This is a genomic window from Tetragenococcus halophilus subsp. halophilus DSM 20339, from assembly GCF_003841405.1.
Lineage (GTDB): Bacteria > Bacillota > Bacilli > Lactobacillales > Enterococcaceae > Tetragenococcus > Tetragenococcus halophilus.
This window is the reverse complement of record NZ_PXYA01000003.1, coordinates 484,316-504,947: the sequence shown is the minus strand read 5'-3', so window position 1 is coordinate 504,947 and position 20,632 is coordinate 484,316. Positions and strand designations below refer to the sequence as shown.

The window sequence follows — 20,632 nt, the reverse complement described above, 5'->3', positions numbered from 1 at the left end:
AAAGGGGTAAGAGATAAGAATGATTGAATTCGAAAAACCAAGAATCGCGAAGATTGATGAAGAGAAAGATTATGGCAAGTTTATCGTAGAACCTCTGGAAAGAGGCTATGGAACTACATTAGGAAATTCCCTGCGTCGTATTTTGTTATCTTCTTTACCAGGAGCAGCAATCACAAGTATTCAAATTGATGGCGTGTTACATGAGTTTTCAACGATCAAAGGCGTTCGTGAAGATGTCGCACAAATTGTTTTGAATATTAAAGGTCTTGCGTTAAAACTTTATAGCGAAGAAGAAAAAAAACTTGAAATCGATATTACTGGACCGGCTACAATAACTGCTGGCGATATCATCGTTGATAGTGATGTAGAGATTCTTAATAAAGATATGTATATCTGTACGGTAGCAGAAGGTACAAGATTTCATGCTCGCTTATCAGTGCAACCTGGACGTGGGTATGTTCAAGCTGACGAAAACAAAAAAGAAGATATGCCCATTGGTGTACTTCCAGTTGATTCAATTTATACACCCGTTCGTCGTGTGAATTATCAAGTAGAAAATACACGTGTTGGTCGCCGGGATGATTATGATAAGCTGACAATGGAACTTTGGACAGATGGTTCGATTGACCCACTTGACGCTTTAAGTTTATCAGCGAAAATCCTTACAGACCATTTAGAAATTTTTGTGAATATGACCGATGAAGCGAAAAATACAGACATCATGGTTGAAAAAGAAGAAACACAAAAAGAAAAAATGTTAGAAATGACAATTGAAGAGTTGGACTTATCTGTTCGTTCTTATAATTGTTTAAAACGTGCTGGTATTAATACTGTACAAGAATTAACAAATAAATCTGAACCAGAAATGATCAAAGTACGTAATTTGGGCCGTAAATCTCTTGAAGAAGTAAAATCAAAATTAAGTGATCTTGGCCTGGGATTACGTAAAGACGATTAATTTTTACGAAGGAGGGAAACCACGTGAGTTATCGTAAATTAGGACGCACATCTAACCAACGTAAAGCGATGTTGCGTGATTTAACAACTGATCTAATCATTAACGAACGAATTGAAACAACAGAAGCTCGTGCCAAAGAAGTTCGTTCTACAGCAGAAAAAATGATTACACTAGGAAAACGCGGTGATTTGCATGCACGTCGCCAAGCAGCTGCTTTTGTACGTAATGAAGTAGCTAATGTGCGTGAAGAGGATGAAGAGATTATTATTGATTCAGCTTTACAAAAGCTTTTTAATGATATCGCTCCTCGCTATGAAGAGCGCCAAGGTGGTTATACTCGCATCTTGAAGACTGAACCAAGACGCGGAGACGCTGCAGCAATGGCTATCCTAGAACTTGTCTAAAATCTACTGAAGCAATATTAGTCATTAAACTAATGGCTAGCATCACTTTGTCGATGATTTTAAGAGTGTTATGATGTTGGAAATATTTTTTTCCGAGTCTAGCTCAGCACTGCTCCCTGAATTACCAGGGAGCAGGCATTCATCATAAAGTTTTTTTTTTAGTTTCGATTTGTTATAAATCTTATAACTAATGGAAAGTAAAAGAAAACATTATGGACTATTTGTTAGAGTAATTGAAATAGTAACTTTTTTTTGGTAGTGTTAGTTAGAATCAGATAGCTTTTAATTTTTGTGAATGAATATAGTGAATTTGTCTTAAGTACTTTTTAGTCTATTTTACATAAAGGAGCAACCATGGAACCTATCATAAGTTTAAAAAATATCACATTTCGCTATCAAGCTGATCAAATACAACCTGCGCTGCAAGATTTATCGCTAACTGTAAATAAAGGAGAATGGGTAGCGATTATCGGGCATAATGGCTCAGGCAAATCGACTCTGGCTAAAACGATAAATGGACTATTATTGCCAGAAAAAGGGAATATCTCTGTGGGTCAATTGGAATTAAATGAAGAGAATATTTGGACGATACGTAAGATGGTAGGCATGGTTTTTCAAAACCCAGATAATCAATTTGTAGGTGCTACGGTTGAAGACGACGTCGCTTTTGGGATGGAAAATCAAGGTATTCCACGAGAAGAAATGGTCCCTAGAGTTAAGGAAGCTTTGGAGCAAGTCAAATTAACGGATTTTGCGGCTAAAGAACCTGCACGGTTGTCTGGTGGACAAAAACAACGAGTAGCAATTGCGGGAATTTTAGCTTTACGCCCCGATATTATTATTCTTGATGAAGCAACAAGTATGTTAGATCCTGAAGGTCGCCAAGAAGTGATATCAATTCTAAAAGAAGTTAAAGAAAAATATCAGTTAACCGTTTTATCCATCACTCATGATATTGATGAAGCAGCCAATGCGAATCGAATTCTTGTGATGCGTGAAGGACAATTGATGGATGAGGGGACACCTGCTCAGATTTTTTCTCAAGGACCAAATTTAATAGAAAAAGGATTAGATTTACCATTTCCTGAAAGGTTAAAACAATCATTAAAGGATCGTGGTGTTTCAGTGCCTGAAAAATATTTAACTGAAGAAGGGATGGTCGACTGGTTATGGACATCGTTTTTGAACAAGTAAATTTTACTTTTCAACCGGGCTCACCTTTTGAACAGCGTGTCTTATATGATATCAATATGACGATTAAAGAAGGAACTTATAATGCTCTGGTGGGTCATACAGGTAGTGGGAAGTCAACTATTTTACAGCATTTAAACGCCTTATTGAAGCCGACTTCAGGTAATGTAAAGATTGGCGAGCGAACGATCACGCCAGAAACAAATAATAAAAATTTAAAGCCTATTCGAAAAAAAGTGGGGATTGTCTTTCAATTTCCTGAATCGCAGTTGTTTGAAGAAACGGTGGGAAAGGATATTGCTTTTGGGCCGAAAAATTTTGGTGTGTCAGAAGAAGAGGCATTAAAATTAGCAAAAGAATATTTAGCATTAGTAGGACTAGATGAAAGTTATCTTGATCGTTCTCCGTTTGATTTATCAGGTGGACAAATGCGTAGAGTGGCCATTGCTGGTGTATTAGCCATGGAACCAGAAGTTTTAGTACTGGATGAACCCACGGCAGGACTTGACCCGCAGGGACGTCGAGAAATGATGGCGATATTCGAGCATTTACATAAGGCTCGTCATATGACTATTGTGCTAGTTACACATTCGATGGATGATGTTGCTGATTATGCTGATTATGTTTATGTCTTAGAAAAAGGACAGCTTGTAAAAGATGGAACACCAGAAAAAGTCTTTCAAAATGTAGAGTGGTTGCAAAATAAACAATTGAGCGTTCCTACTGCGGCTGCATTTGCTAAACGCTTGGAAAATGCCGGAATGGTTTTTGAAAAATTGCCTCTTACGGCGAGCGAGTTGGCAGATGAACTAGTGGCAAGAGGAGGACAAGCAAATGATGAATAAGCTGATTTTAGGTAGATATATCCCAGGAAATTCACTGATCCATCGTTTAGATCCTCGGGCAAAATTGTTGACCAGTTTTTATTTCATAGGAGTCATTTTTTTCGCCAATAATTGGCAAAGTTATTTACTTTTAGGTTTGTTTACACTTTTTTGTATCTATTTATCAAAAGTTGACTTTGGTTTTTTTCTACGTGGCGTCAGGCCATTATTGTGGTTGATATTATTTACTGTTGCTTTGCAAGTTTTATTTACCTCTGGTGGACAAGTGTACTGGCAGTGGGGCGTTTTTCAAATTACAGCCTTTGGGGTTCAAAATGGTATTTTTATCTTTTGCCGGTTTGTGTTAATTATATTCATGTCTACTCTACTAACATTAACAACTCCCCCATTGGAACTTTCAGATGCGATTGAATTCATTTTACGTCCTTTAAATGCAATCCATTTTCCAGTTCATGAAATTTCTTTGATGCTGTCTATTGCTTTACGTTTTGTACCAACGCTAATGGATGAGACTGAAAAGATTATGAACGCACAGCGTGCTCGAGGTGTTGATTTCAGTGAAGGAAATTTGATCCAAAAAATGAAAGCTGTCATTCCGCTGCTCATTCCCTTATTTGTGTCTAGTTTTAATCGTGCGGATGATTTAGCAACAGCGATGGAAGCTCGTGGTTATCAAGGAGGAGAGGGACGGACAAAATATCGTATATTGCACTGGCATAAGAAAGATACCATTTCTGTTTGTGTTTACGCTTTTTTAACGGCCGCTTTAATTTATTTAAGAGCTTAAAAAAGGAAATAGCCTCATAAGAAAGTTAAACTAGTGTGGTTAAGCACATAAGTTTGCTAAAGTTACGTGCTTAATTTAAGAAAAAGAGACAACAAAAGTTAATTGATTCTTTTATTGTCTCTTTTTTTATGAAGGAGGAAAAAATGGTTCGTTACAAAGCAATTATTGCCTATGATGGTACAAATTTTAGCGGTTTTCAAAGTCAAATCAACGGACGTACGGTTCAAGACGAATTAGAAAAAACATTATCTAAAATCGCAAATCAAAAAATTAAAATCAATGGATCTGGACGTACAGATGCTGGTGTACATGCTTTAGGACAGGTTATTGATTTTGCTTGGCCAGTCAAACGTCCATTAGAAAAATTACGTTTTGCTTTAGACACACAGACATCTGCAGATATTGCGGTAAAACAGATAGAGCTTGTAGAAGATAGTTTTCATTCTCGTTATCTAGCTAAAGAAAAGACTTATGAATTTCGGGTAGATATTGGGAAAGCTCGTAGCCCTTTTCGTCGGTTTTATAGTAGTTATTATCGTTATGAATTAGACTTGGGACGAATAAGAAGAGCTCTTCCTGATTTTTTAGGTTCTCATGATTTTACTTCTTTTTGTTCCATAAAAAGTGAAGTAAACAATAAAAAACGCACTATCTATGAGGCGAAGATGGAAGTTAATGACACCGGTGATGAACTGTTATTTACTTTTCGTGGAGATGGTTTTTTATATAATATGGTTCGAATTATGGTAGGGACGTTGTTAAAAATTGGCAATGGACGTATTTCTGAAGACGCAATACCGCAAATTATTGCTGCATGTGATCGTAGTTTAGCTGGTCCTACGGCTCATCCGGAAGGCTTATATTTAAAAGAGGTTAAGTACGAATAAGAAGGTTAGTAAAGATTTTATTTAATAGTCTATGAAAATAAGAGATGTACTATTTAGCGATAGTACATCTCTTATTTTTGTTACTTTGTTTAGTTTACTATAGTGTTAAGTATTGTTCTTTTTCCCATTCGGAAACAGAGGACAAAAAAGTTGTCCATTCACTCTTTTTAGCTTCTACAAAATTATTATAGATATGTTTGCCAAGTGTATTTTTAAGTAGTTCATCTTCAGATAAAGCCGTTAACGCATCATTTAGTGTTGAAGGTAAAGCATAAATGCCGCTTTCTACGCGCTCTTTTTCTTCCATGTGATAAATGTTGCGATCGATAGGTGTAGGTGGCATTAGTTGGTTTTTTATACCATCTAACCCGGCTTGTAAAAGTAAAGATAAAGCTAGATAAGGGTTAGCTGAAGGATCGACCGAACGTAGCTCTAAGCGTGTAGAAGCTCCTTTTGATTCTGGTACACGGATTAAAGGGGATCGATTTCTCCCAGACCAAGCGATGTACACAGGAGCTTCATAACCCGGAATAAGTCGTTTGTAGGAATTCACAGTAGGATTGCAGATCGCCGTAAATGATCGTGCATGTTTTAGTAGCCCAGCTAGAAAATGGTAGGCGTTACGACTTAATTGTAACTCGCCCTTTTCATCATAAAAGGCATTTTTACCGTCTTTAAATAATGACATATTACAATGCATCCCTGAACCATTAATGCCAAATAAAGGCTTAGGCATAAAGCTGGCGTGTAGTCCATGTTTTCGCGCGATCGTTTTAACGACAAGTTTAAAAGTTTGAATATTATCGCATGCTTCAACAGCATCAGCATATTTAAAATCAATTTCATGTTGCCCGAAAGCCACTTCATGGTGGGAAGCTTCAACTTCAAAATTTAATTTTTCTAATTCTAATACAATATCTCGACGACAATTTTCTCCTAAGTCTGTTGGGGATAAGTCAAAGTATCCACCTGTGTCATTTAAATCCATAGTGATATTTTCATTACTATCTAATTTAAATAAGAAAAATTCTGGCTCTGGTCCTAAATTAAAGGAAGTAAAACCTAACTTTTTCATCTCTGCCAATGAAGCTTTAAGATTTCCTCTTGGATCTCCAGCAAAAGGAGTTCCATCAGGATTATAAATATCACAGATTAAACGTGCTACTTTTCCATACTCATTTTCCCAAGGAAAAATCATCCAAGTTGATAAATCCGGATAAAGATACATATCGCTTTCTTCGATAAGCACAAATCCTTCGATAGAAGAGCCATCAAACATTAATTTATTATCTAGTACTTTATCTAATTGACTGATAGGCACTTCTACGTTTTTGATAATCCCAGAAACATCAGTAAACATTAAACGTAAAAAACGGACATTTTCTTCCTTGACTATCCTTTTTATATCATCTGCACTTATTTCTGATTTTTCCATGTGATCCCACCCTTTTTAAAGTTATCAATTATAAAAAAATATTTTTTATAATTGATAGAAGTAATATAGCAATTTTATTTTTATTTGTCAATGAAAATATGTAAGGAAATATAACACGAATCTCCAGAAATAATAAAATTTCAATAAAAAAATTAAAAAAAGATAGTTTTATGTAATGTTTAATGACATAAAACTATCTTAATTAACAAAATTATTTTGCATATCTTCTTTCGTAATACCAATCAAAGACAACAAATAAAAGTGTACAGCTGATCAACAATCCTAGGCCTAAAAGAAATCCTTGTGGCCAGTAAGTAAACTCTATAGTATGTTTTCCTTCTGGGACTTGTAGACTGACAAAAGCGTCTTGGAAGGAATCAATAGGGACTTTTTCTCCATCGATTTTTGCTTGCCAACCGCCATCATAAGGAATAGTGGTAATTAATTTTTGTGCTGTATTTGTGTCAACTTTAGCTTGAGCACTACGTTTTCCTGTTTGCATTTCAACGCTATTATTTTGAATTTTACCTACGCTTTTTTGAAAAGCATCAGTATCTAAGGTAACGACCTGTGGGTTTTGGAAAGAAATATCTTCGGTACCATAAAAACTTGCTGTAAATTCGACGGTTTGTGCTTGGTCGTAAAAACCTAAATCATAATATTGTCCATTAATGTCAATTTTACTTTCTCTTTGTTGCCCATTTACTGTGATTGTTGCTGTAGAACTTTCTAATTCTCCAAAATTTGTTGGGAATAGACTTAAGTAGGCTTGAGAGTGGGCCGGTACATTGACTTTCCAAGTGACTTCTTTAGCGACATTTCCTTCTTGTTCACTAAATTTTGTATGTGCTCCTTGATTTTCAATACTTATATTATTCAAATCAGTCACCGTGATTGGCTGAAATTGGAAGAAGTTTTCTTTTGTATCAGCTAATTGGTTCATTAAGTTTGTTTGGTTGGCCAAATTATCATTTTCAAACTGTGTCAGTTGGTCAATAGAAGGGTCGGTTAAAAAGCCTAAAGGTAATGCATTTTGATTTTCATATAATTGATAGTCATCGCTTGTATCTTTTTGTCTGAAACCATACTTGTTAATTGGTTGTTTACTTAAATTGTATTTGACTGACATTAAGCTATCCATCAGTAGCGTGTTATTAGGATAGCGAATATTTAGACTCGTTCCCCTCGAGCGGAACCCCAGCATATTCATATAACCAGAAGTGTTTCGGTTTCTAATAGATGAAAACATACTAATTCCACTATAACCATAGTTAAAGCTATCATTGGCAGAAACTGGATCAAGATTTTCTAAACGATAGAAACTATCATTTTCTTCTTTGGTTTGTTCAACGAGTTCATTGATTGCTGGATAAGGTTCTGTGTACAATTCCCGGGAAGCGTAGTTCCACTCATCTAAGATACCACGTAGCATGCTATTTGTATTAATCGTCATTTCAGCTGTTACAAATATCAGTAAAAATAGCACAGCTTGTTTAAAAGAGAATTTTTTTGTATAAAAGGAAAAAAAGATCACACAATAGACGGTTAGAAATGATAAAGTTAAAATCAATGAAATAGGTTCTAGATATTCTCGTGTTTTGCAGACTAAAAGATAAGTAAAGACAAAGGCGATAGCTAAAAAGATAAAAGAGTAAAATAACCTTCGCTCATTTGTTTCGTTTAATTTTTCCCAAGCAAATCCAGCTAACATGATTACCGTAAAGGATAATAAAAAAGCATAACGGAACAAAAACATATTTGGTGCATGCATCCCGTGCCAGAATAAATTTAAAGGAACAAAATAAAAGCTTCCTATTAGTAATGCAACCAATAGTCCGTAAAGAATTTTTTCTTTCCAAGGAATTTCCTTAATGACAAAATAAAAAATAAAAAAAGCAAGAGGTAGTAGACCGATATAAATAAAGGGAATGGCGCCATATTTAGTGGTATCATAGACTCCGATCATATTTTTGATAAAAAAGTCGAAAGCACTCGTTGCCTCTGTTTTAAGGTCAGTGATTTGTGTTAATTCTTCTCCATTGGCACGTAAATCTAATAGCGCCGGTAAGATGATGATCATTGACGCGCCGCCTGCTAATAGTGAGGTGGTAAAGTAAGGTAAAATACTTTTTTTATTGTCTTTCCAATTTTTAAATAACTGAACTAAAAAGTAAAGGAAAGAAAAAACGCCAATCATAAACCCTAAGTAAAAACTAGTGAAAAATAGCATAAAATAGCTAATAAATAAGAGTTTTGGTTTATGTTTTTGAATGAGTCGATCAATTCCCCAAATAATTAAAGGTAGGTATATATAGGCGTCTAACCACATAATAAGCTCAGATTGTGCAGTAACAAAAGACATTAGCGCATAGCAAACTGCTAGCGTTATGTGACTGCCTTTTGCAATTTTGAAACGATGGCTTGCATAGAACCAGAAACTTAATCCAGCGCTACCTATTTTAATTAAAGTTAAAAAATAAAGCGCATCAGGCATTAGTTGGTTAGGAAAAAATAACACAAGCGGGGTAAAGAGCCCTCCTAGGTAATAAGAAATTAGAGAAAGAAAGTTTAATCCTAATGATGCATTCCAAGTATAAAGAAAACTTTGTTCACCTAACAAAGCGTTGCGAAAACTGGCATGAAAATTAGAAAATTGCGAGAAGGCATCACTTGCCATAATACTTCGATCGCTGCCGGGATAGATGCCAATTGTTAGATACATTATGGCCATTACTAAAAAAGGAATAAAGAAACTTGCCATCATATACCATTTGTTTTTTTGTAAAAAATCTTTTATCATTACGAAAAGACTCCTTCAACCAGAAAATTTATCCATACTTCATGACAGTTTACCATAGAACAAAGCATTAGCTAAGCATGTATAGACAATATTTATAAAAAACGTAATTTGGCTATTCATGCAAAATAATAAGGGGAAGAAGGGAAGACATGGAGAAAAATTATCAAATCAGATATGAAATACCAAGTACTGAAAGTTTCAACCAATTAAGACGAAAAGCAGGACTTAGCGTTAAAGATAGTAAGGCAGTTGTCATTGGTCTTTCGCATACCCTGTTTGCTGTTACGATCTATGATAGAGGTTGCCTAATTGCTATGGGAAGAGTGATTGGCGATGGGGGCACTGTTTTTCATGTAGTAGATATTGCTGTAAACCCTTCTTATCAAAGAAAAGGTCTCGGTAAAAAAGTAATGACAGAAATTATGGGCTATTTAGACACTCATACATTTAAAGGCTCATATGTTAGCTTAATTGCTGATAGTCCGGCCGATAAATTGTATCAACAGTTTGGTTTTTGTTATACTGCGCCAGGTTCAGTGGGGATGTATCGCATTTATTGAGGTTAAAATAATTTTTAGTAGTAGTTAAAAGGTGGATGAAAATGAAGAAATCAATCAAAGAAAGTCATACACTTTATGCGGTGAAAGGGTACCTTCCTAAAAGACAAGAAAGTATACAGATAGGCAAGCTGGGTCATTTTGCATTTGAAAAAGGATATTACGTTTATGTAGGTAGTGCCAAACGTAATATTCGCTCAAGGGTCAATAGACATATCGCAGTAGAAAAAAAGCAGCGTTGGCATTTGGATTATCTGCGTCCTTTTTTAAAGATAGAAGAAGTCCAAACTTATTCAGGTAAAGATGGTGAATGTCAGCTTTTTGCAGGATTGCGAGAAAGAAATAATGGAAGCATTCCAGCAAAAGGCTTTGGCTCCTCTGATTGTAAATGTGTATCGCATTTATTTTATACTGAAAAAAATCCAATGCTAACTTTTCATTAAATCATTTTTTCTTAGAGATCATTAGCTTTCTTTGACAAGTAGTAGAAATTATCTTAGAATAAATGGAAATAAAACTCGTTTTCTAAAGAAAGAGGTTGCTTGATGAGTGTCGTAGGTATCTAAAATTAGCAATTGAATACAAATAAGCTAAAATTTTGGCAAGCTTATTTGTTATGCCTTTAGATACCTGAGAAAACAATGAATGTTAAAAAGGTGATGGGGCTTCCTGTCGCCTTTTTTGCTGTGAATCACTAAGATTCAACGACCAAGGGGAGTTGAAAGTAGATGATGAGCAGTACTAGGCGAGAGGAGCGAGCGTAGTTCCCCAAACCGAATCACTACGATTCAGCGACCAAGGGGAGTTGAAAGTAGATGATGAACAGTACTAGGGCGAGCGGAAGCGAGGCGTAGTGTCCTTTACTTCGAATAGCCTTTAATATTAGCCACCACAATGGAAAATTTCAAAAGTTAGAATAACTTATTTTTACGAAAACGAGTGAATTCGTTGTTTTTAGGGTATCTTATTTCCAATAAGAAAGGATATAAAAAATGAATTCAGCTTTATATGACGCAACAGAATTTACAAAAGTTAAGCAAAACGTTATTGATCGATGTATTAGTGATTATGCTAAAGAACGATTAGAAAACAAGCAACCTGCTATTAGTTATAATATGGTGCAAAAAAGGTTAACCGAGACGCAAGAAGCATTGGCAATCTTAAATTCGAATCAACATGTCCCATTTATGGGTTTGAGTCAAATTAAATATTTAACGAAGAAAATTGAAAATGGGGCTATCTTAGAAGCAAGTGAATTAACTGAATATAGCGATTTTTTACGTTCCTTTCATTTGATTGCTGCTTTCTTTGAAAAAAATCAATATCAGACGCCGACTTTATTTCGTTATGCAAATGATCTAACAGAATTTAAAAAGATTATTACGACTATTCAAGAAAAGGTCGATGGAAACCGTGTAAAAGATGAGGCTTCGCGAGAGTTAAAGAAAATCCGCGGGAAAACAGCTGATATCCAGGCAACTATTGAAAAAAGTTGTGATAAGTTGTTGAAAAAAGCGACGGCAAATGGTTGGGTACAAGAGCGACTGTTCATAAAAAAAGAGGACCGTTATACTTTACCTATTCAATCAACTTTTCAATCAAAAATCGCAGGGACGATTATTGAGCGATCCAATTGAGGAACTACCGTTTTTATTGAGCCCGAAAGTGTACGCAAGTTAAATGATCAATTAATTATTGCAAAAAGTGAAGAAACAGCAGCGGTTTATCAAATTTTAGCGACATTAACAGGAATAATCGCTGAACAAGCAACGGCGATTGGTTATTGTATAGATATTGTGGTGGAGTTGGATAGTATTTTTGCTCGGGGAAAATACAGTCAGAGCATCGATGGCAAAAAGATCGCGATAAATGATCAAGAAGAACTTATTTTCGACCAGGTAAAACATCCACTATTGCAAGATGCTGTTCCACTAGATTTGACCCTAGGGGTAGATAATCGCGGGTTAATTATTACTGGACCGAATGCCGGCGGGAAAACAGTGGTATTAAAAACGATTGCCTTGGTTTGCTTAATGACAGGATTTGGGCTGTGTGTTAACCATGGAGGAAATTCCTCCATAGGAATTTTCAAGAAAATTTTTATCGATATTGGAGACCAGCAAAGCTTGGAAAATTCATTGAGTACTTTTTCTGCCCATATGCAAAATATCAGTTATATCTTGCACCAAACAACGGACAATACTCTTATTTTATTAGACGAATTTGGTAGTGGCACAGAGCCTAATGAAGGGGCTGCTTTGGCGATTGCTACCATGGAATATATGTATAAAAAGAAAGCTATCATTATTGCTACCACGCATTATGGTGAGATTAAAGATTTTGCTTTGCAGCATGAAGATTTTCAAACGGCAGCTATGGCCTTTGATTCAGCAACTTTAACGCCAAAATATCAACTTTTACTCAATCAAGTAGGTCAAAGCAACGCTTTTTGGATTGCTCAAAAAATGGAAATTTATCCGGAAATTTTGCAGAATGCGCAACAGTATTTGGTAGATAAAAATTATACGACGGCAAAAATTGAGCGGAAAAAACCACAACGCTCTTTAAAAGAATCTTCTGCTCAGCCAGTTTTTCAAAAAGGGGATCGCATTTGGAGTCAGGAGTTAAAAGAGAGCGGCCTTTTCTATAGCTACCAAGATCATGATCATGCACAAATTTCTATAAACAAACAATTTTATACGGTGCTTTTGAAGCGTTTGACACTAGAAATATCTAGGGAACACTTATATCCGGAAAACTACGATTTAGAGCAACTCTTCATTGATTTTCATGAAAGAAAATTCAATAAAGATATTGACCGTGGCTCTAAAAAAGCACAAAAGCAACTACGCAAACAAGCCGAGGATAGGAACAAACATCGTTAATAGATTATACATTTCCTGAAAGATAAAACCGGAAACAAAGAATCATAGTTATTCTATGGTTCTTTATTTCCGGTTTTTTGTAAAAGGATAGCATAGGAATCGTAGCAACAAAATTTAAACAAGTACAAGTCGAAGGATGTTAAATACGGCAAACAATAGCAATGTACTTCCGGCTCCAATGCCTGTTATAGCGCTTGCTCTGTAGGAAATGTTTTTCATTCGTTGTATCGTAACAATTGTCGTAGCGACAAATAAAAGAGCTAATAGATGCATCGTAGGTTCTTGGAAGATAAAAGCCAAAGGGGAGAAATGGATTCCTACAATAAGACAAATCCATGGCGCAATGTAATTATCTGATTTCTTTTTATATAACAAATAAGCACCAATGCCTCCAACTAAAAATTCGATAATAACGATAATATAATACCATAAGGATAGTCCATATTCTGTTAATACACTGGCTTCTTCTTGATAAGTAAAAATTAGATAAACGCCTAATACGCCGAGTAAGAAAGAAGTAGCGCAAGCAATAATTAAATACTTCTCCCAACTCTTTTTAGGACCTTCCAATGCCCACCCAAACCAAACAAATGCAAAAAAACCATAAATAACAACTGACGTGGCAATATCTCTAAGATAATCCATTGGACATCCTCCTTAGGAAAAAGCTTGCTTAGATAAACTAGGTTTCTACATTTGATGGTGTTTTATAGCTTGCTAACATTTACAGTGTACTTATTTAACTTAAGTATAATTGACGCCTGCAAATAGTACAAGTTTTCTATGCCTATATTTGAAAGCCTTTTTATATGCGTTTGTTCATGGTAAACTATACAAAAGATGATCATTTCGAAAAATTAGACATTTTGTTTACTTAAGCCAATCGGTACGACTTCCAGTAGGTGGTACGAGGAGGTAAGAATATGAAAATCCAACGTATTGATCATGTTGGTATTATTGTCGATGACCTTGCTGATGTTAAAACTTTTTTCATTGAATTTGGGCTTAAGGAGTTGGGGGAAACCGAAGTAAAAGGCGAGTGGGTAGAAAAAATCATAGGACTTAGTAATGTAAAAGAGACCGTGGCGATGTTAGCTACACCAGAAGGAGAAACGATGATAGAGTTGGTAAAGTTTCATTCGCCTGCTGACAAAAATGGAATTCAATACCCTGGATCAAATACTTTAGGAATTCGCCACATTGCATTTGCCGTCGAAGATATTGAAGCTATTGTTGCCGATGTAAAAAAGAAGGGCGCAGTGCTTATTGGTGAAATACAAAACTATAAAAATATGTATAAACTGTGTTACATACGCGGACCAGAAGGTATCATTTTAGAATTGGCGGAAAAGATTGGTTAACTTTTTGTTGTAGACATTTTACAATTTTTATTTTAATAATAAGAAGAGTTTAATCTATAATCATAGCTAAGAAACTTTTCTGAATAGGTCAAAAGGAGGCTTTCTTATGAATCAATCGACAAAAATTGAAAATGTGATTAACTATGTTAAAGCACATGATATAGATTTTACTCATTCAAAATACGTTCTTTATGGAAGGACAGGTGCTACTAATGCTAGTCTATTTTTGTTTGGCGGGTTAGGTGCTCTGTCTATGAAACAATATATTATGGTTTTGGGTGAAAATTACCTAACGTTGATTTTGTTATCGATGAGTGGTGATTTTAAAGAAAGCTTCACAACTATTTCTTATGACGATATATTTGATATTTCTTTTAAAAAGGGCTTAATTACGAATTTATTTATTTTTCACACAGATAATGAAAAAATAAAAATCAGATGTAATAAAAAGGTTATAGGAATGCATTGGCAAAGTACAAATATGGATTCCTGTCTTAATCATCCTGCAATAGCTAAATATGTTTAATAAAAGCTTGATGTTTATAAGTTGGATATAAAAAACACCCACTGCTATAGCAAAAGTGGGTGTTTTTTGAACAATAACTTGTTATAAAGCTATACTTGCCCCAGGACCTATTGGCAATCCAAATAAGAACCAGATAACTAATAGAAGTGACCAAGTAACTAGGAATGCCATAGAATAAGCTAACATGGTAGATACTAAAGTACCAATACCTGCTTTATTATCATAACGTTGAGCAAAAATCAAAATCATCGGGAAATAATTCAACAATGGTGAAATAACATTAGTTGAAGAATCAGCGATCCGATAAGCGATCAATGTCATTTCAGGTGCAATGTCTAAATTGTAAAGCATAGGTGCAAAGATAGGAGCTAAGATCGCCCACTTTGCGGATGCTGAACCAATAAATAGGTTGATAAAACCAGCCACGACAATAAATCCTAAAACTAGCGGTAAACCAGTTAAGTGAATAGATTCTAGTAAGTCAGCTCCCGATACTGCTAAAATCGTCCCCAAATTAGTAAATTCGAAATAGTCGATCAATTGTGCAGCGAAGAAAGCTAAAACGATATAATTTCCCATAGAACTCATAGCCTCTGTCATGCCTTTTACAAAATCAGAAGAATTTTTAATTTTACCCACTGTTAGCCCATAAGCTAAACCAGGTAAAGCGAATAATAAGAAAATTGCCAAAAGCAGACCCGTAGATAAGAAATCGTTGATGGACTCTGCGCCAATTGCTTCGTCGAAACTTCTAAATACTGCTCCTTGTGGGAACATCAAAAAGGCCATAATAACAACATAGATGATTAAAACGATTAAAGAATTACGCAGCCCTTTTCTTTCAATATCGGTCAATGATTCAAAATCTGGACGATAGTCTCCTTTGTATTCGCCTAATCGAGGTTCAACAAATTTATCAGTGATCAAAGCGCCTACGATTGTGAGTACAACCGAAGAAACAATCATAAAGTACCAATTTGCTGTAATCGACATTTCATAATTAATACCTGCTGAATTAAGTGCTGCGTTTGTAATATCAACGAGTAAAGCATCAGTAGGACCAATCAGTAAGTTTGCAGAAAAACCACTAGATACCCCAGCAAAAGCAGCAGCAAGCCCTGCAAGTGGATGGCGTCCAGCACCAGCGAAGATAAGCGCGCCTAATGGAATAATAACAACATAACCTACATCAGAAGCGATGTTTGATATAATACCTGCAAATATAACAGCTGCTGAAAGTAAGAAAGCTGGAACATTTGATAATAAACGTTTTAACGTGGATACAATAAGTCCGGTCCATTCTGCGACGCCTACCCCTAACATAGCGACAAGTACAGTACCTAAAGGTGCGAAACCAGTAAAATTATCAACAGCTGAATTAAATATATGATTTAACCCTCCAGCTGAAAATAATGAAACTGCCTCTACTGTAAGGTTCTCTCCTTCTTCAGCGTCAAAGTATTCGACACTTAAGCCTGTTGCACCTGCGATGCCTGATATTACAATGACAATTGCAGCTAAAATAATGAATAACATAACAGGATCAGGCAATTTATTTCCGACTCTTTCTATCCAACCGAAAAAGCCTTTATTTTGCTGTTTTTCTATATCGTTCACGTGAACTCCCTTCTTGAAAAAAATACACAAAGATTATAAAAACTTTGTGAGTTACCAATGAGTTTACTAGTTGTTCACTGAGAAGACAAACAATTTTCATCAAAAATTAAGTAAGAGAAGGTGTTTAAGAAAATCATTATTTATAAACTTATTTTTCTCAATAAATGTTGTAAATCTGTTATAATATAATAAATATTGCGAAATATATCACAAATGTAGTTTTGCAAATAATAAAATAGAGGAGGAATAGTATGGAAATACAAGATATCATGAAAATTTTAGAAAAAGATATGAAAGTGGCTGTAATTTCAACTGTGGATGAAAACAATCAACCTCATGCACGTCATATTAATATCGGTGTGGCCAATGAAGAAGGCGTCTTTTTTATGACCAGTCCTAAAACCAATTTTTATAAGCAATTACAAAGTAACCCTAAAATAGCTATTACTGGTTTTTTAGAAGAAGATTATTTGATACAAGTGATTCGAATCGAAGGAAAAGTCCGGAAATTGGGAAAAGATAAGTTGCAAGAGGTGTTAAGTGGAAATCCTTATATAGAACAGGTCTATCCCGATGAAGATGAGCGTCAAAATGTGCAAGTCTTCCAACTTTATGAAGGAGAAGGCTTTTATCATAGCTTAACGCAAGGGCACAAGTATACATTTGAAATACATGCTTAAACTTTTAAAAGCTACTAATTAAAAAATAAAAGAGGCTGGGACAAAAGTCTCCTTAATAATAAAATATCCGAACTATAAGAGAGATCGTTTCTGCGGTTACTCGTCGCACGAATTGCGTTGCTCCTGCGATTACTCGTCGCACGAATTGCATTGCTCCTGCGGTCCAGCAGGTCCTCGTCGCAAATCCACGACAATTAGAAAATCTCATCAAATATAGTTCGGTTTTTTTCTTGTCTTTATTTATGTCCCAGCCTCTTTTAGCATTTTTTAAATAATTATACTCGCTCCACTTTTAGCTAATGGAACTGATGAAGAAATCATATATGAAATTGATGATATTAAAGTCTGTGGTGGATTTGTTGATGGTGACCGTGGTGCTGACCATAATGTTCTTATAAGCGAAGATGTGGACTGGGCAGATATCATTGAGTGGAGAACGATTGTTGTTCCTGAAATGGAATCCTATATCAGTGACGAATCGATTGAGAAGTATGAGAGCTTGGGGTATGAGAATTTCCCAACAGATAATAATCATATTATGGGCTTTAACGCATTTCAGTTAAGTGATGGTTTAGCATTCTAACTATTGTATGAAACGTGAATTATGTTATAATAGTATTGAGGTGACTTGCATGATTCAAGCTACATTACTTCAATTGTTTGAAGAACATAACGGCATTTTAACAACGGGGATGGCAAATGAATATGGTATCAATGATTCTACACTTAGGAAAGCTGTTGAACGAAACGATATTCAAAAGTATTGTCGAGGCGTTTATTTTTTAAATGACCTCTACTTTGATGATCTCTTTATGCTTCAATTGAAATATTCAAAAGGTGTCTTTTCTCATGAAACAGCAGTTATGCTGCACTGGTTAAGTACCAATTATCCATTTGTCTATCATGTATCTTTCCCCAGAGGGTATCATTTAATCTCAGCTAAGGAACAAAACATCAAGCCTTATTATGTGTCAGCAAATGATTTGACTAGTGAATATGTTGATGTGGTGGACAGTTGGGATTCCAATCCATTAAGAGTTACTAACTTGGAAAAAACAATCGTTGATATGTTGCGCCATGAAAAAGCAGCTCCTGGCATTATTGAGGAGATGTTAGATGATTATCTGAATAGAGAAGATAAAGATATTAAACGGTTAAAAGATTATGGGGAACGATTCAATATAGAAGACTTAATTAACGAAAGGGTTTTGTCCGTTGTTAAGTAAACAGAAAATGAAGAATCTTATTCGACAAAAAGCAAAAGAAACGGGATTGCCATTTCAACAATTATATGGGCTGTATGCTATGGATCAATTTGTAGCTCAATTGAGTGAAACAGAGTATTCAAAACACTTGACTGTGAAAGGTGGCTTTCTTCTTACAACGTCATATGGTTTGGAGAATCGAGCAACTGGTGATTTAGATTTTACAGTTAAAGGGCTTGACTTAAATGAAGAGAACATAAAAGAAATGGTTAATTCTTTACAAACGCCCGACGGTGAATATAAATTTGATTTTAAAGGGTTGAGGGAAACCAGAGAAGCCTTTGACTACAATGGTTATGAATTAAAGTTAATGTTTAATAATGGTAATGTTAAAATTCCACTTAATGTTGATTTAACTACTGGTGAGGACCTTATTGAAATGGATACCGATGAAAAAGTTCGTTCTGTTTTTACAGATGAAGAATATTCCATTACAGGCTATCCTGTTGAACAAATACTGACAGATAAATTTTATACGTTAATGGCTTATGGTGAAATTGACGATAGTAATTCAAGGATGAAGGATTATTATGATTTATATTTGTTGACAAAAGCAAAACTTGATATTGATTTGGATAAGGTTAATGTTGGTTTGGATAAAACGATGAATCAAAGAGATAATGCTATCGAGGCTGAAGATTATGATAGGATTTTAGAATATTTAAAACAATCGAATAAGCAAAAAGAAATGTGGTCGAATTTTGAAGTTAGTAAACCATATGCTGAAGGGATTAGCTTTGATGAAGTTATGGATCAAATTCAAGAATTTTTAGATGACTTAGTTGAAGTACGTAAACAAAATTATATTGATATTGATTTTGAAATCGATGAGATTTAGAACGGTAAAAAAGAAAGGTTGAGGGAGTCAAACGAGTAGAACCAGACAAAGAAGAAAAGTGGAGCAAAGCTCTTGTCCACAGATTTCAATCTGTGGACAAAAATAGCTAAACGTTGTGTTATGATGAAGTCGACAAAAACAAAACATAAATAACGAAAGACTGGCTGTTTTAGGTGGTCAGTATAATAAGACGAATCAGTTTATTGTGAAAAAATATTGTGTCATTGACAAGCCTGTACTAGTTTAAAACTCATTAAAAAGCCCCAGAATTGAATAGTTCTGGGGCTTTCGTTCGTTCTGTCGGTTTATTTATACAACGTAACTACTAAAGAAATGATTGGATTAAACGAATGTCTTTATAACTTATACACTCCCAAAGACTGATAGTGTCGCATTTTACATTAAAACGTACTATTATTTAATTTTTAATCAGAATGTTATGTAAAACACGTATATTTCAAAATAAGGTTATTTTTGAGGGGCAAAAAAGGGGCAGAGAGGGAGCAATTTTATCGTTTCTAAGTATATCTAAGCAAAAATTAAAGAGGGGAAAATGCTGTCATAACAACATTTTCCCCTCTTAGAACTTTTAAGAATTATACTCGCTCCACTTTTCCAGATTTCAAAGCACGAGCTGATACCCAAACTTTTTTTTGCTTGCCGTTTTCCAAAATGCGGACTTTTTGTAAGTTAGGTTTAACACTACGTTTAGTAGCGTTCATCGCATGCGAACGATTATTGCCACTTTTTGTTTTACGACCTGTATAATAACATACTTTTGACATGTGTAGTTTCCTCCTTTGCCTTGAACTAGGAGCGCTTGTTTTTTCGCTCATACTAGTTGAATTTAGCACAATTTTGCGCTGTTTGCAAGTAATATTTTCTTCTTACATTGACTTTTTCCCTGTAACATTGTAAATTAGACAAGGTTATGAAATTTTTTATGAAAATAATTGAAGGATTTAGTTATCTATTAAATTAATTCTATAGGAGTAACTTTCTACATTATATCAACTAATTTCAGTTTTGATATTATATGAATAAAAAACAGCTTTGGATTTTTATAAACTTACCGCCATTTTACTAATAGCTTGTTAAGATAGGCCATCTTCTTTTATTTAGAGGTGGGCTGTGTTAAAATATTGTAGTATAAAATGGACGGCTTGTCGGCTAAGGAGGCTTATCATGGCTGTAAAAATAAATACATCGATAGGAACCATTGAAATAACAAATGAAGTCATTGCAACAGTTGTCGGTGGTGCGGCAACTGATGTTTTTGGTATCGTGGGTATGGCTAGTAAAAACCAGCTCAAAGATAACATTAATGAAATCTTACGTAAAGAAAACTACGCACGTGGTGTTGTGGTACGACAAGAAGAAAATGGTATCGCCGTTGACGTATACACAATCGTAAGTTATGGCACCAAAATCTCAGAAGTTTCACGTAATGTGCAAGAAAAAGTAAAATATAACCTTGAAACAATGCTTGGCGTTGTTGCTAATTCAGTGAATGTTTTTGTTCAGGGTGTTCGGGTCTTGCCTGATTAAAGGCAGAAAACTAGCTGAATATTCAGCGATTGTAACTTAAGGAGGATT

20 protein-coding genes and 1 pseudogene are annotated in these 20,632 nt (G+C 35.0%); 16 read left to right on the top strand and 5 right to left on the bottom strand.

All coding sequences use genetic code 11. From position 1 onward, the window contains the following. Positions 1–19 precede the first annotated feature (19 nt). The 6 genes from C7K42_RS12125 (at position 20) to truA (ending at position 5,072) form a co-directional block, all read left to right on the top strand. Entirely contained in the window at positions 20–958 is a 939-nt protein-coding gene (locus tag C7K42_RS12125; protein ID WP_103083579.1) for a DNA-directed RNA polymerase subunit alpha, read from the top strand. A 23-nt stretch (positions 959–981) separates the two neighbouring features. Beyond that, positions 982–1,362 (top strand): 50S ribosomal protein L17, encoded by a 381-nt coding sequence (rplQ, locus tag C7K42_RS12120; RefSeq protein ID WP_014125615.1) that lies wholly within the window; start codon positions 982–984, stop codon positions 1,360–1,362. 354 nt (positions 1,363–1,716) lie between these two features. Further along, positions 1,717–2,556 (top strand): energy-coupling factor ABC transporter ATP-binding protein, encoded by an 840-nt coding sequence (locus C7K42_RS12115; protein WP_103083580.1) that lies wholly within the window; start codon positions 1,717–1,719, stop codon positions 2,554–2,556. Continuing rightward, entirely contained in the window at positions 2,532–3,398 is an 867-nt protein-coding gene (locus tag C7K42_RS12110) for an energy-coupling factor ABC transporter ATP-binding protein (RefSeq protein WP_014125613.1), read from the top strand. Before C7K42_RS12115 ends, C7K42_RS12110 begins: the two co-directional genes overlap by 25 nt. Further along, on the top strand, positions 3,388–4,185 hold the full coding sequence (locus C7K42_RS12105) for an energy-coupling factor transporter transmembrane component T family protein (protein WP_014125612.1): 798 nt from the start codon (positions 3,388–3,390) through the stop codon (positions 4,183–4,185). Before C7K42_RS12110 ends, C7K42_RS12105 begins: the two co-directional genes overlap by 11 nt. A gap of 143 nt (positions 4,186–4,328) precedes the next feature. Beyond that, positions 4,329–5,072 carry a tRNA pseudouridine(38-40) synthase TruA gene (gene truA, locus C7K42_RS12100; protein ID WP_061840779.1) on the top strand — a complete coding sequence of 248 codons (744 nt, stop codon included), beginning with the start codon at positions 4,329–4,331 and terminating at the stop codon, positions 5,070–5,072. Between the two features lie 97 nt (positions 5,073–5,169). On the opposite strand, the gene glnA is transcribed toward truA, so the two are convergent. Both glnA and C7K42_RS12090 read right to left on the bottom strand, forming a co-directional pair. Continuing rightward, on the bottom strand, positions 5,170–6,507 hold the full coding sequence (gene glnA, locus C7K42_RS12095; protein ID WP_061840780.1) for a type I glutamate--ammonia ligase: 1,338 nt from the start codon (positions 6,505–6,507) through the stop codon (positions 5,170–5,172). Positions 6,508–6,718: 211 nt separating this feature from the next. Then, on the bottom strand, positions 6,719–9,307 hold the full coding sequence (locus C7K42_RS12090) for a YfhO family protein (RefSeq protein WP_014125609.1): 2,589 nt from the start codon (positions 9,305–9,307) through the stop codon (positions 6,719–6,721). Positions 9,308–9,456: 149 nt separating this feature from the next. On the opposite strand from C7K42_RS12090, the gene C7K42_RS12085 reads away from it, so the two are divergent. The 3 genes and pseudogenes from C7K42_RS12085 (at position 9,457) to C7K42_RS13515 (ending at position 12,749) form a co-directional block, all read left to right on the top strand. After that, complete coding sequence (locus C7K42_RS12085) at positions 9,457–9,867, top strand: GNAT family N-acetyltransferase (RefSeq protein ID WP_014125608.1); 411 nt, start codon at positions 9,457–9,459, stop codon at positions 9,865–9,867. Positions 9,868–9,908: 41 nt separating this feature from the next. Continuing rightward, positions 9,909–10,307, top strand: a complete 399-nt coding sequence (locus C7K42_RS12080; protein ID WP_014125607.1) for a GIY-YIG nuclease family protein — start codon at positions 9,909–9,911, stop codon at positions 10,305–10,307. A gap of 549 nt (positions 10,308–10,856) precedes the next feature. After that, positions 10,857–12,749: pseudogene (locus C7K42_RS13515) on the top strand (endonuclease MutS2). A gap of 114 nt (positions 12,750–12,863) precedes the next feature. Here the strand turns inward: C7K42_RS13515 and C7K42_RS12070 are convergent. Further along, positions 12,864–13,394, bottom strand: a complete 531-nt coding sequence (locus C7K42_RS12070; protein WP_061840984.1) for a hypothetical protein — start codon at positions 13,392–13,394, stop codon at positions 12,864–12,866. 278 nt (positions 13,395–13,672) lie between these two features. On the opposite strand from C7K42_RS12070, the gene C7K42_RS12065 reads away from it, so the two are divergent. Continuing rightward, positions 13,673–14,110, top strand: coding sequence for a VOC family protein (locus tag C7K42_RS12065; protein ID WP_014125602.1), 438 nt, complete (start codon positions 13,673–13,675; stop codon positions 14,108–14,110). Positions 14,111–14,216: 106 nt separating this feature from the next. Beyond that, positions 14,217–14,636: a PH domain-containing protein gene (locus tag C7K42_RS12060; protein ID WP_014125601.1), complete on the top strand. Its 420-nt coding sequence runs from the start codon at positions 14,217–14,219 to the stop codon at positions 14,634–14,636. 81 nt (positions 14,637–14,717) lie between these two features. On the opposite strand, the gene C7K42_RS12055 is transcribed toward C7K42_RS12060, so the two are convergent. After that, positions 14,718–16,253 carry an AbgT family transporter gene (locus C7K42_RS12055; protein WP_014125600.1) on the bottom strand — a complete coding sequence of 512 codons (1,536 nt, stop codon included), beginning with the start codon at positions 16,251–16,253 and terminating at the stop codon, positions 14,718–14,720. 251 nt (positions 16,254–16,504) lie between these two features. Here C7K42_RS12055 and C7K42_RS12050 point away from each other — a divergent pair, with 251 nt between their 5' ends. The 4 genes from C7K42_RS12050 to C7K42_RS12040 all read left to right on the top strand — a co-directional run bounded on the left by C7K42_RS12050 (position 16,505) and on the right by C7K42_RS12040 (position 19,036). Continuing rightward, entirely contained in the window at positions 16,505–16,933 is a 429-nt protein-coding gene (locus tag C7K42_RS12050; protein WP_014125599.1) for a pyridoxamine 5'-phosphate oxidase family protein, read from the top strand. Positions 16,934–17,339: 406 nt separating this feature from the next. Continuing rightward, positions 17,340–17,516, top strand: coding sequence for a hypothetical protein (locus tag C7K42_RS12915; RefSeq protein WP_014125598.1), 177 nt, complete (start codon positions 17,340–17,342; stop codon positions 17,514–17,516). 49 nt (positions 17,517–17,565) lie between these two features. Further along, entirely contained in the window at positions 17,566–18,159 is a 594-nt protein-coding gene (locus tag C7K42_RS12045; protein WP_014125597.1) for a type IV toxin-antitoxin system AbiEi family antitoxin domain-containing protein, read from the top strand. Between the two features lie 7 nt (positions 18,160–18,166). After that, positions 18,167–19,036, top strand: coding sequence for a nucleotidyl transferase AbiEii/AbiGii toxin family protein (locus C7K42_RS12040; protein ID WP_124175437.1), 870 nt, complete (start codon positions 18,167–18,169; stop codon positions 19,034–19,036). A 596-nt stretch (positions 19,037–19,632) separates the two neighbouring features. Here the strand turns inward: C7K42_RS12040 and rpmB are convergent. Beyond that, the gene (rpmB, locus tag C7K42_RS12035; protein WP_014125595.1) at positions 19,633–19,821 is read right to left on the bottom strand and encodes a 50S ribosomal protein L28; all 189 of its coding nucleotides are present in this window, start codon (positions 19,819–19,821) and stop codon (positions 19,633–19,635) included. A gap of 400 nt (positions 19,822–20,221) precedes the next feature. On the opposite strand from rpmB, the gene C7K42_RS12030 reads away from it, so the two are divergent. Next, positions 20,222–20,584 carry an Asp23/Gls24 family envelope stress response protein gene (locus tag C7K42_RS12030; RefSeq protein WP_014125594.1) on the top strand — a complete coding sequence of 121 codons (363 nt, stop codon included), beginning with the start codon at positions 20,222–20,224 and terminating at the stop codon, positions 20,582–20,584. The last annotated feature ends 48 nt before the right edge of the window (positions 20,585–20,632 follow it).

Excerpts from the sequence above, each read along its gene's own strand:
- C7K42_RS12045 (WP_014125597.1), top strand. The coding sequence starts at position 17,566 with ATGATTCAAGCTACATTACTTCAATTGTTTGAAGAACATAACGGCATT.
- C7K42_RS12060 (WP_014125601.1), top strand. The coding sequence starts at position 14,217 with ATGAATCAATCGACAAAAATTGAAAATGTGATTAACTATGTTAAAGCA.
- C7K42_RS12085 (WP_014125608.1), top strand. The coding sequence starts at position 9,457 with ATGGAGAAAAATTATCAAATCAGATATGAAATACCAAGTACTGAAAGT.
- C7K42_RS12040 (WP_124175437.1), top strand. The coding sequence starts at position 18,167 with ATGAAGAATCTTATTCGACAAAAAGCAAAAGAAACGGGATTGCCATTT.
- glnA (WP_061840780.1), bottom strand. The coding sequence starts at position 6,507 with ATGGAAAAATCAGAAATAAGTGCAGATGATATAAAAAGGATAGTCAAG.
- C7K42_RS12065 (WP_014125602.1), top strand. The coding sequence starts at position 13,673 with ATGAAAATCCAACGTATTGATCATGTTGGTATTATTGTCGATGACCTT.
- C7K42_RS12070 (WP_061840984.1), bottom strand. The coding sequence starts at position 13,394 with ATGGATTATCTTAGAGATATTGCCACGTCAGTTGTTATTTATGGTTTT.
- C7K42_RS12090 (WP_014125609.1), bottom strand. The coding sequence starts at position 9,307 with ATGATAAAAGATTTTTTACAAAAAAACAAATGGTATATGATGGCAAGT.
- rpmB (WP_014125595.1), bottom strand. The coding sequence starts at position 19,821 with ATGTCAAAAGTATGTTATTATACAGGTCGTAAAACAAAAAGTGGCAAT.
- C7K42_RS12080 (WP_014125607.1), top strand. The coding sequence starts at position 9,909 with ATGAAGAAATCAATCAAAGAAAGTCATACACTTTATGCGGTGAAAGGG.
- C7K42_RS12115 (WP_103083580.1), top strand. The coding sequence starts at position 1,717 with ATGGAACCTATCATAAGTTTAAAAAATATCACATTTCGCTATCAAGCT.
- C7K42_RS12110 (WP_014125613.1), top strand. The coding sequence starts at position 2,532 with ATGGACATCGTTTTTGAACAAGTAAATTTTACTTTTCAACCGGGCTCA.
- C7K42_RS12050 (WP_014125599.1), top strand. The coding sequence starts at position 16,505 with ATGGAAATACAAGATATCATGAAAATTTTAGAAAAAGATATGAAAGTG.
- C7K42_RS12125 (WP_103083579.1), top strand. The coding sequence starts at position 20 with ATGATTGAATTCGAAAAACCAAGAATCGCGAAGATTGATGAAGAGAAA.
- truA (WP_061840779.1), top strand. The coding sequence starts at position 4,329 with ATGGTTCGTTACAAAGCAATTATTGCCTATGATGGTACAAATTTTAGC.
- C7K42_RS12105 (WP_014125612.1), top strand. The coding sequence starts at position 3,388 with ATGATGAATAAGCTGATTTTAGGTAGATATATCCCAGGAAATTCACTG.
- C7K42_RS12030 (WP_014125594.1), top strand. The coding sequence starts at position 20,222 with ATGGCTGTAAAAATAAATACATCGATAGGAACCATTGAAATAACAAAT.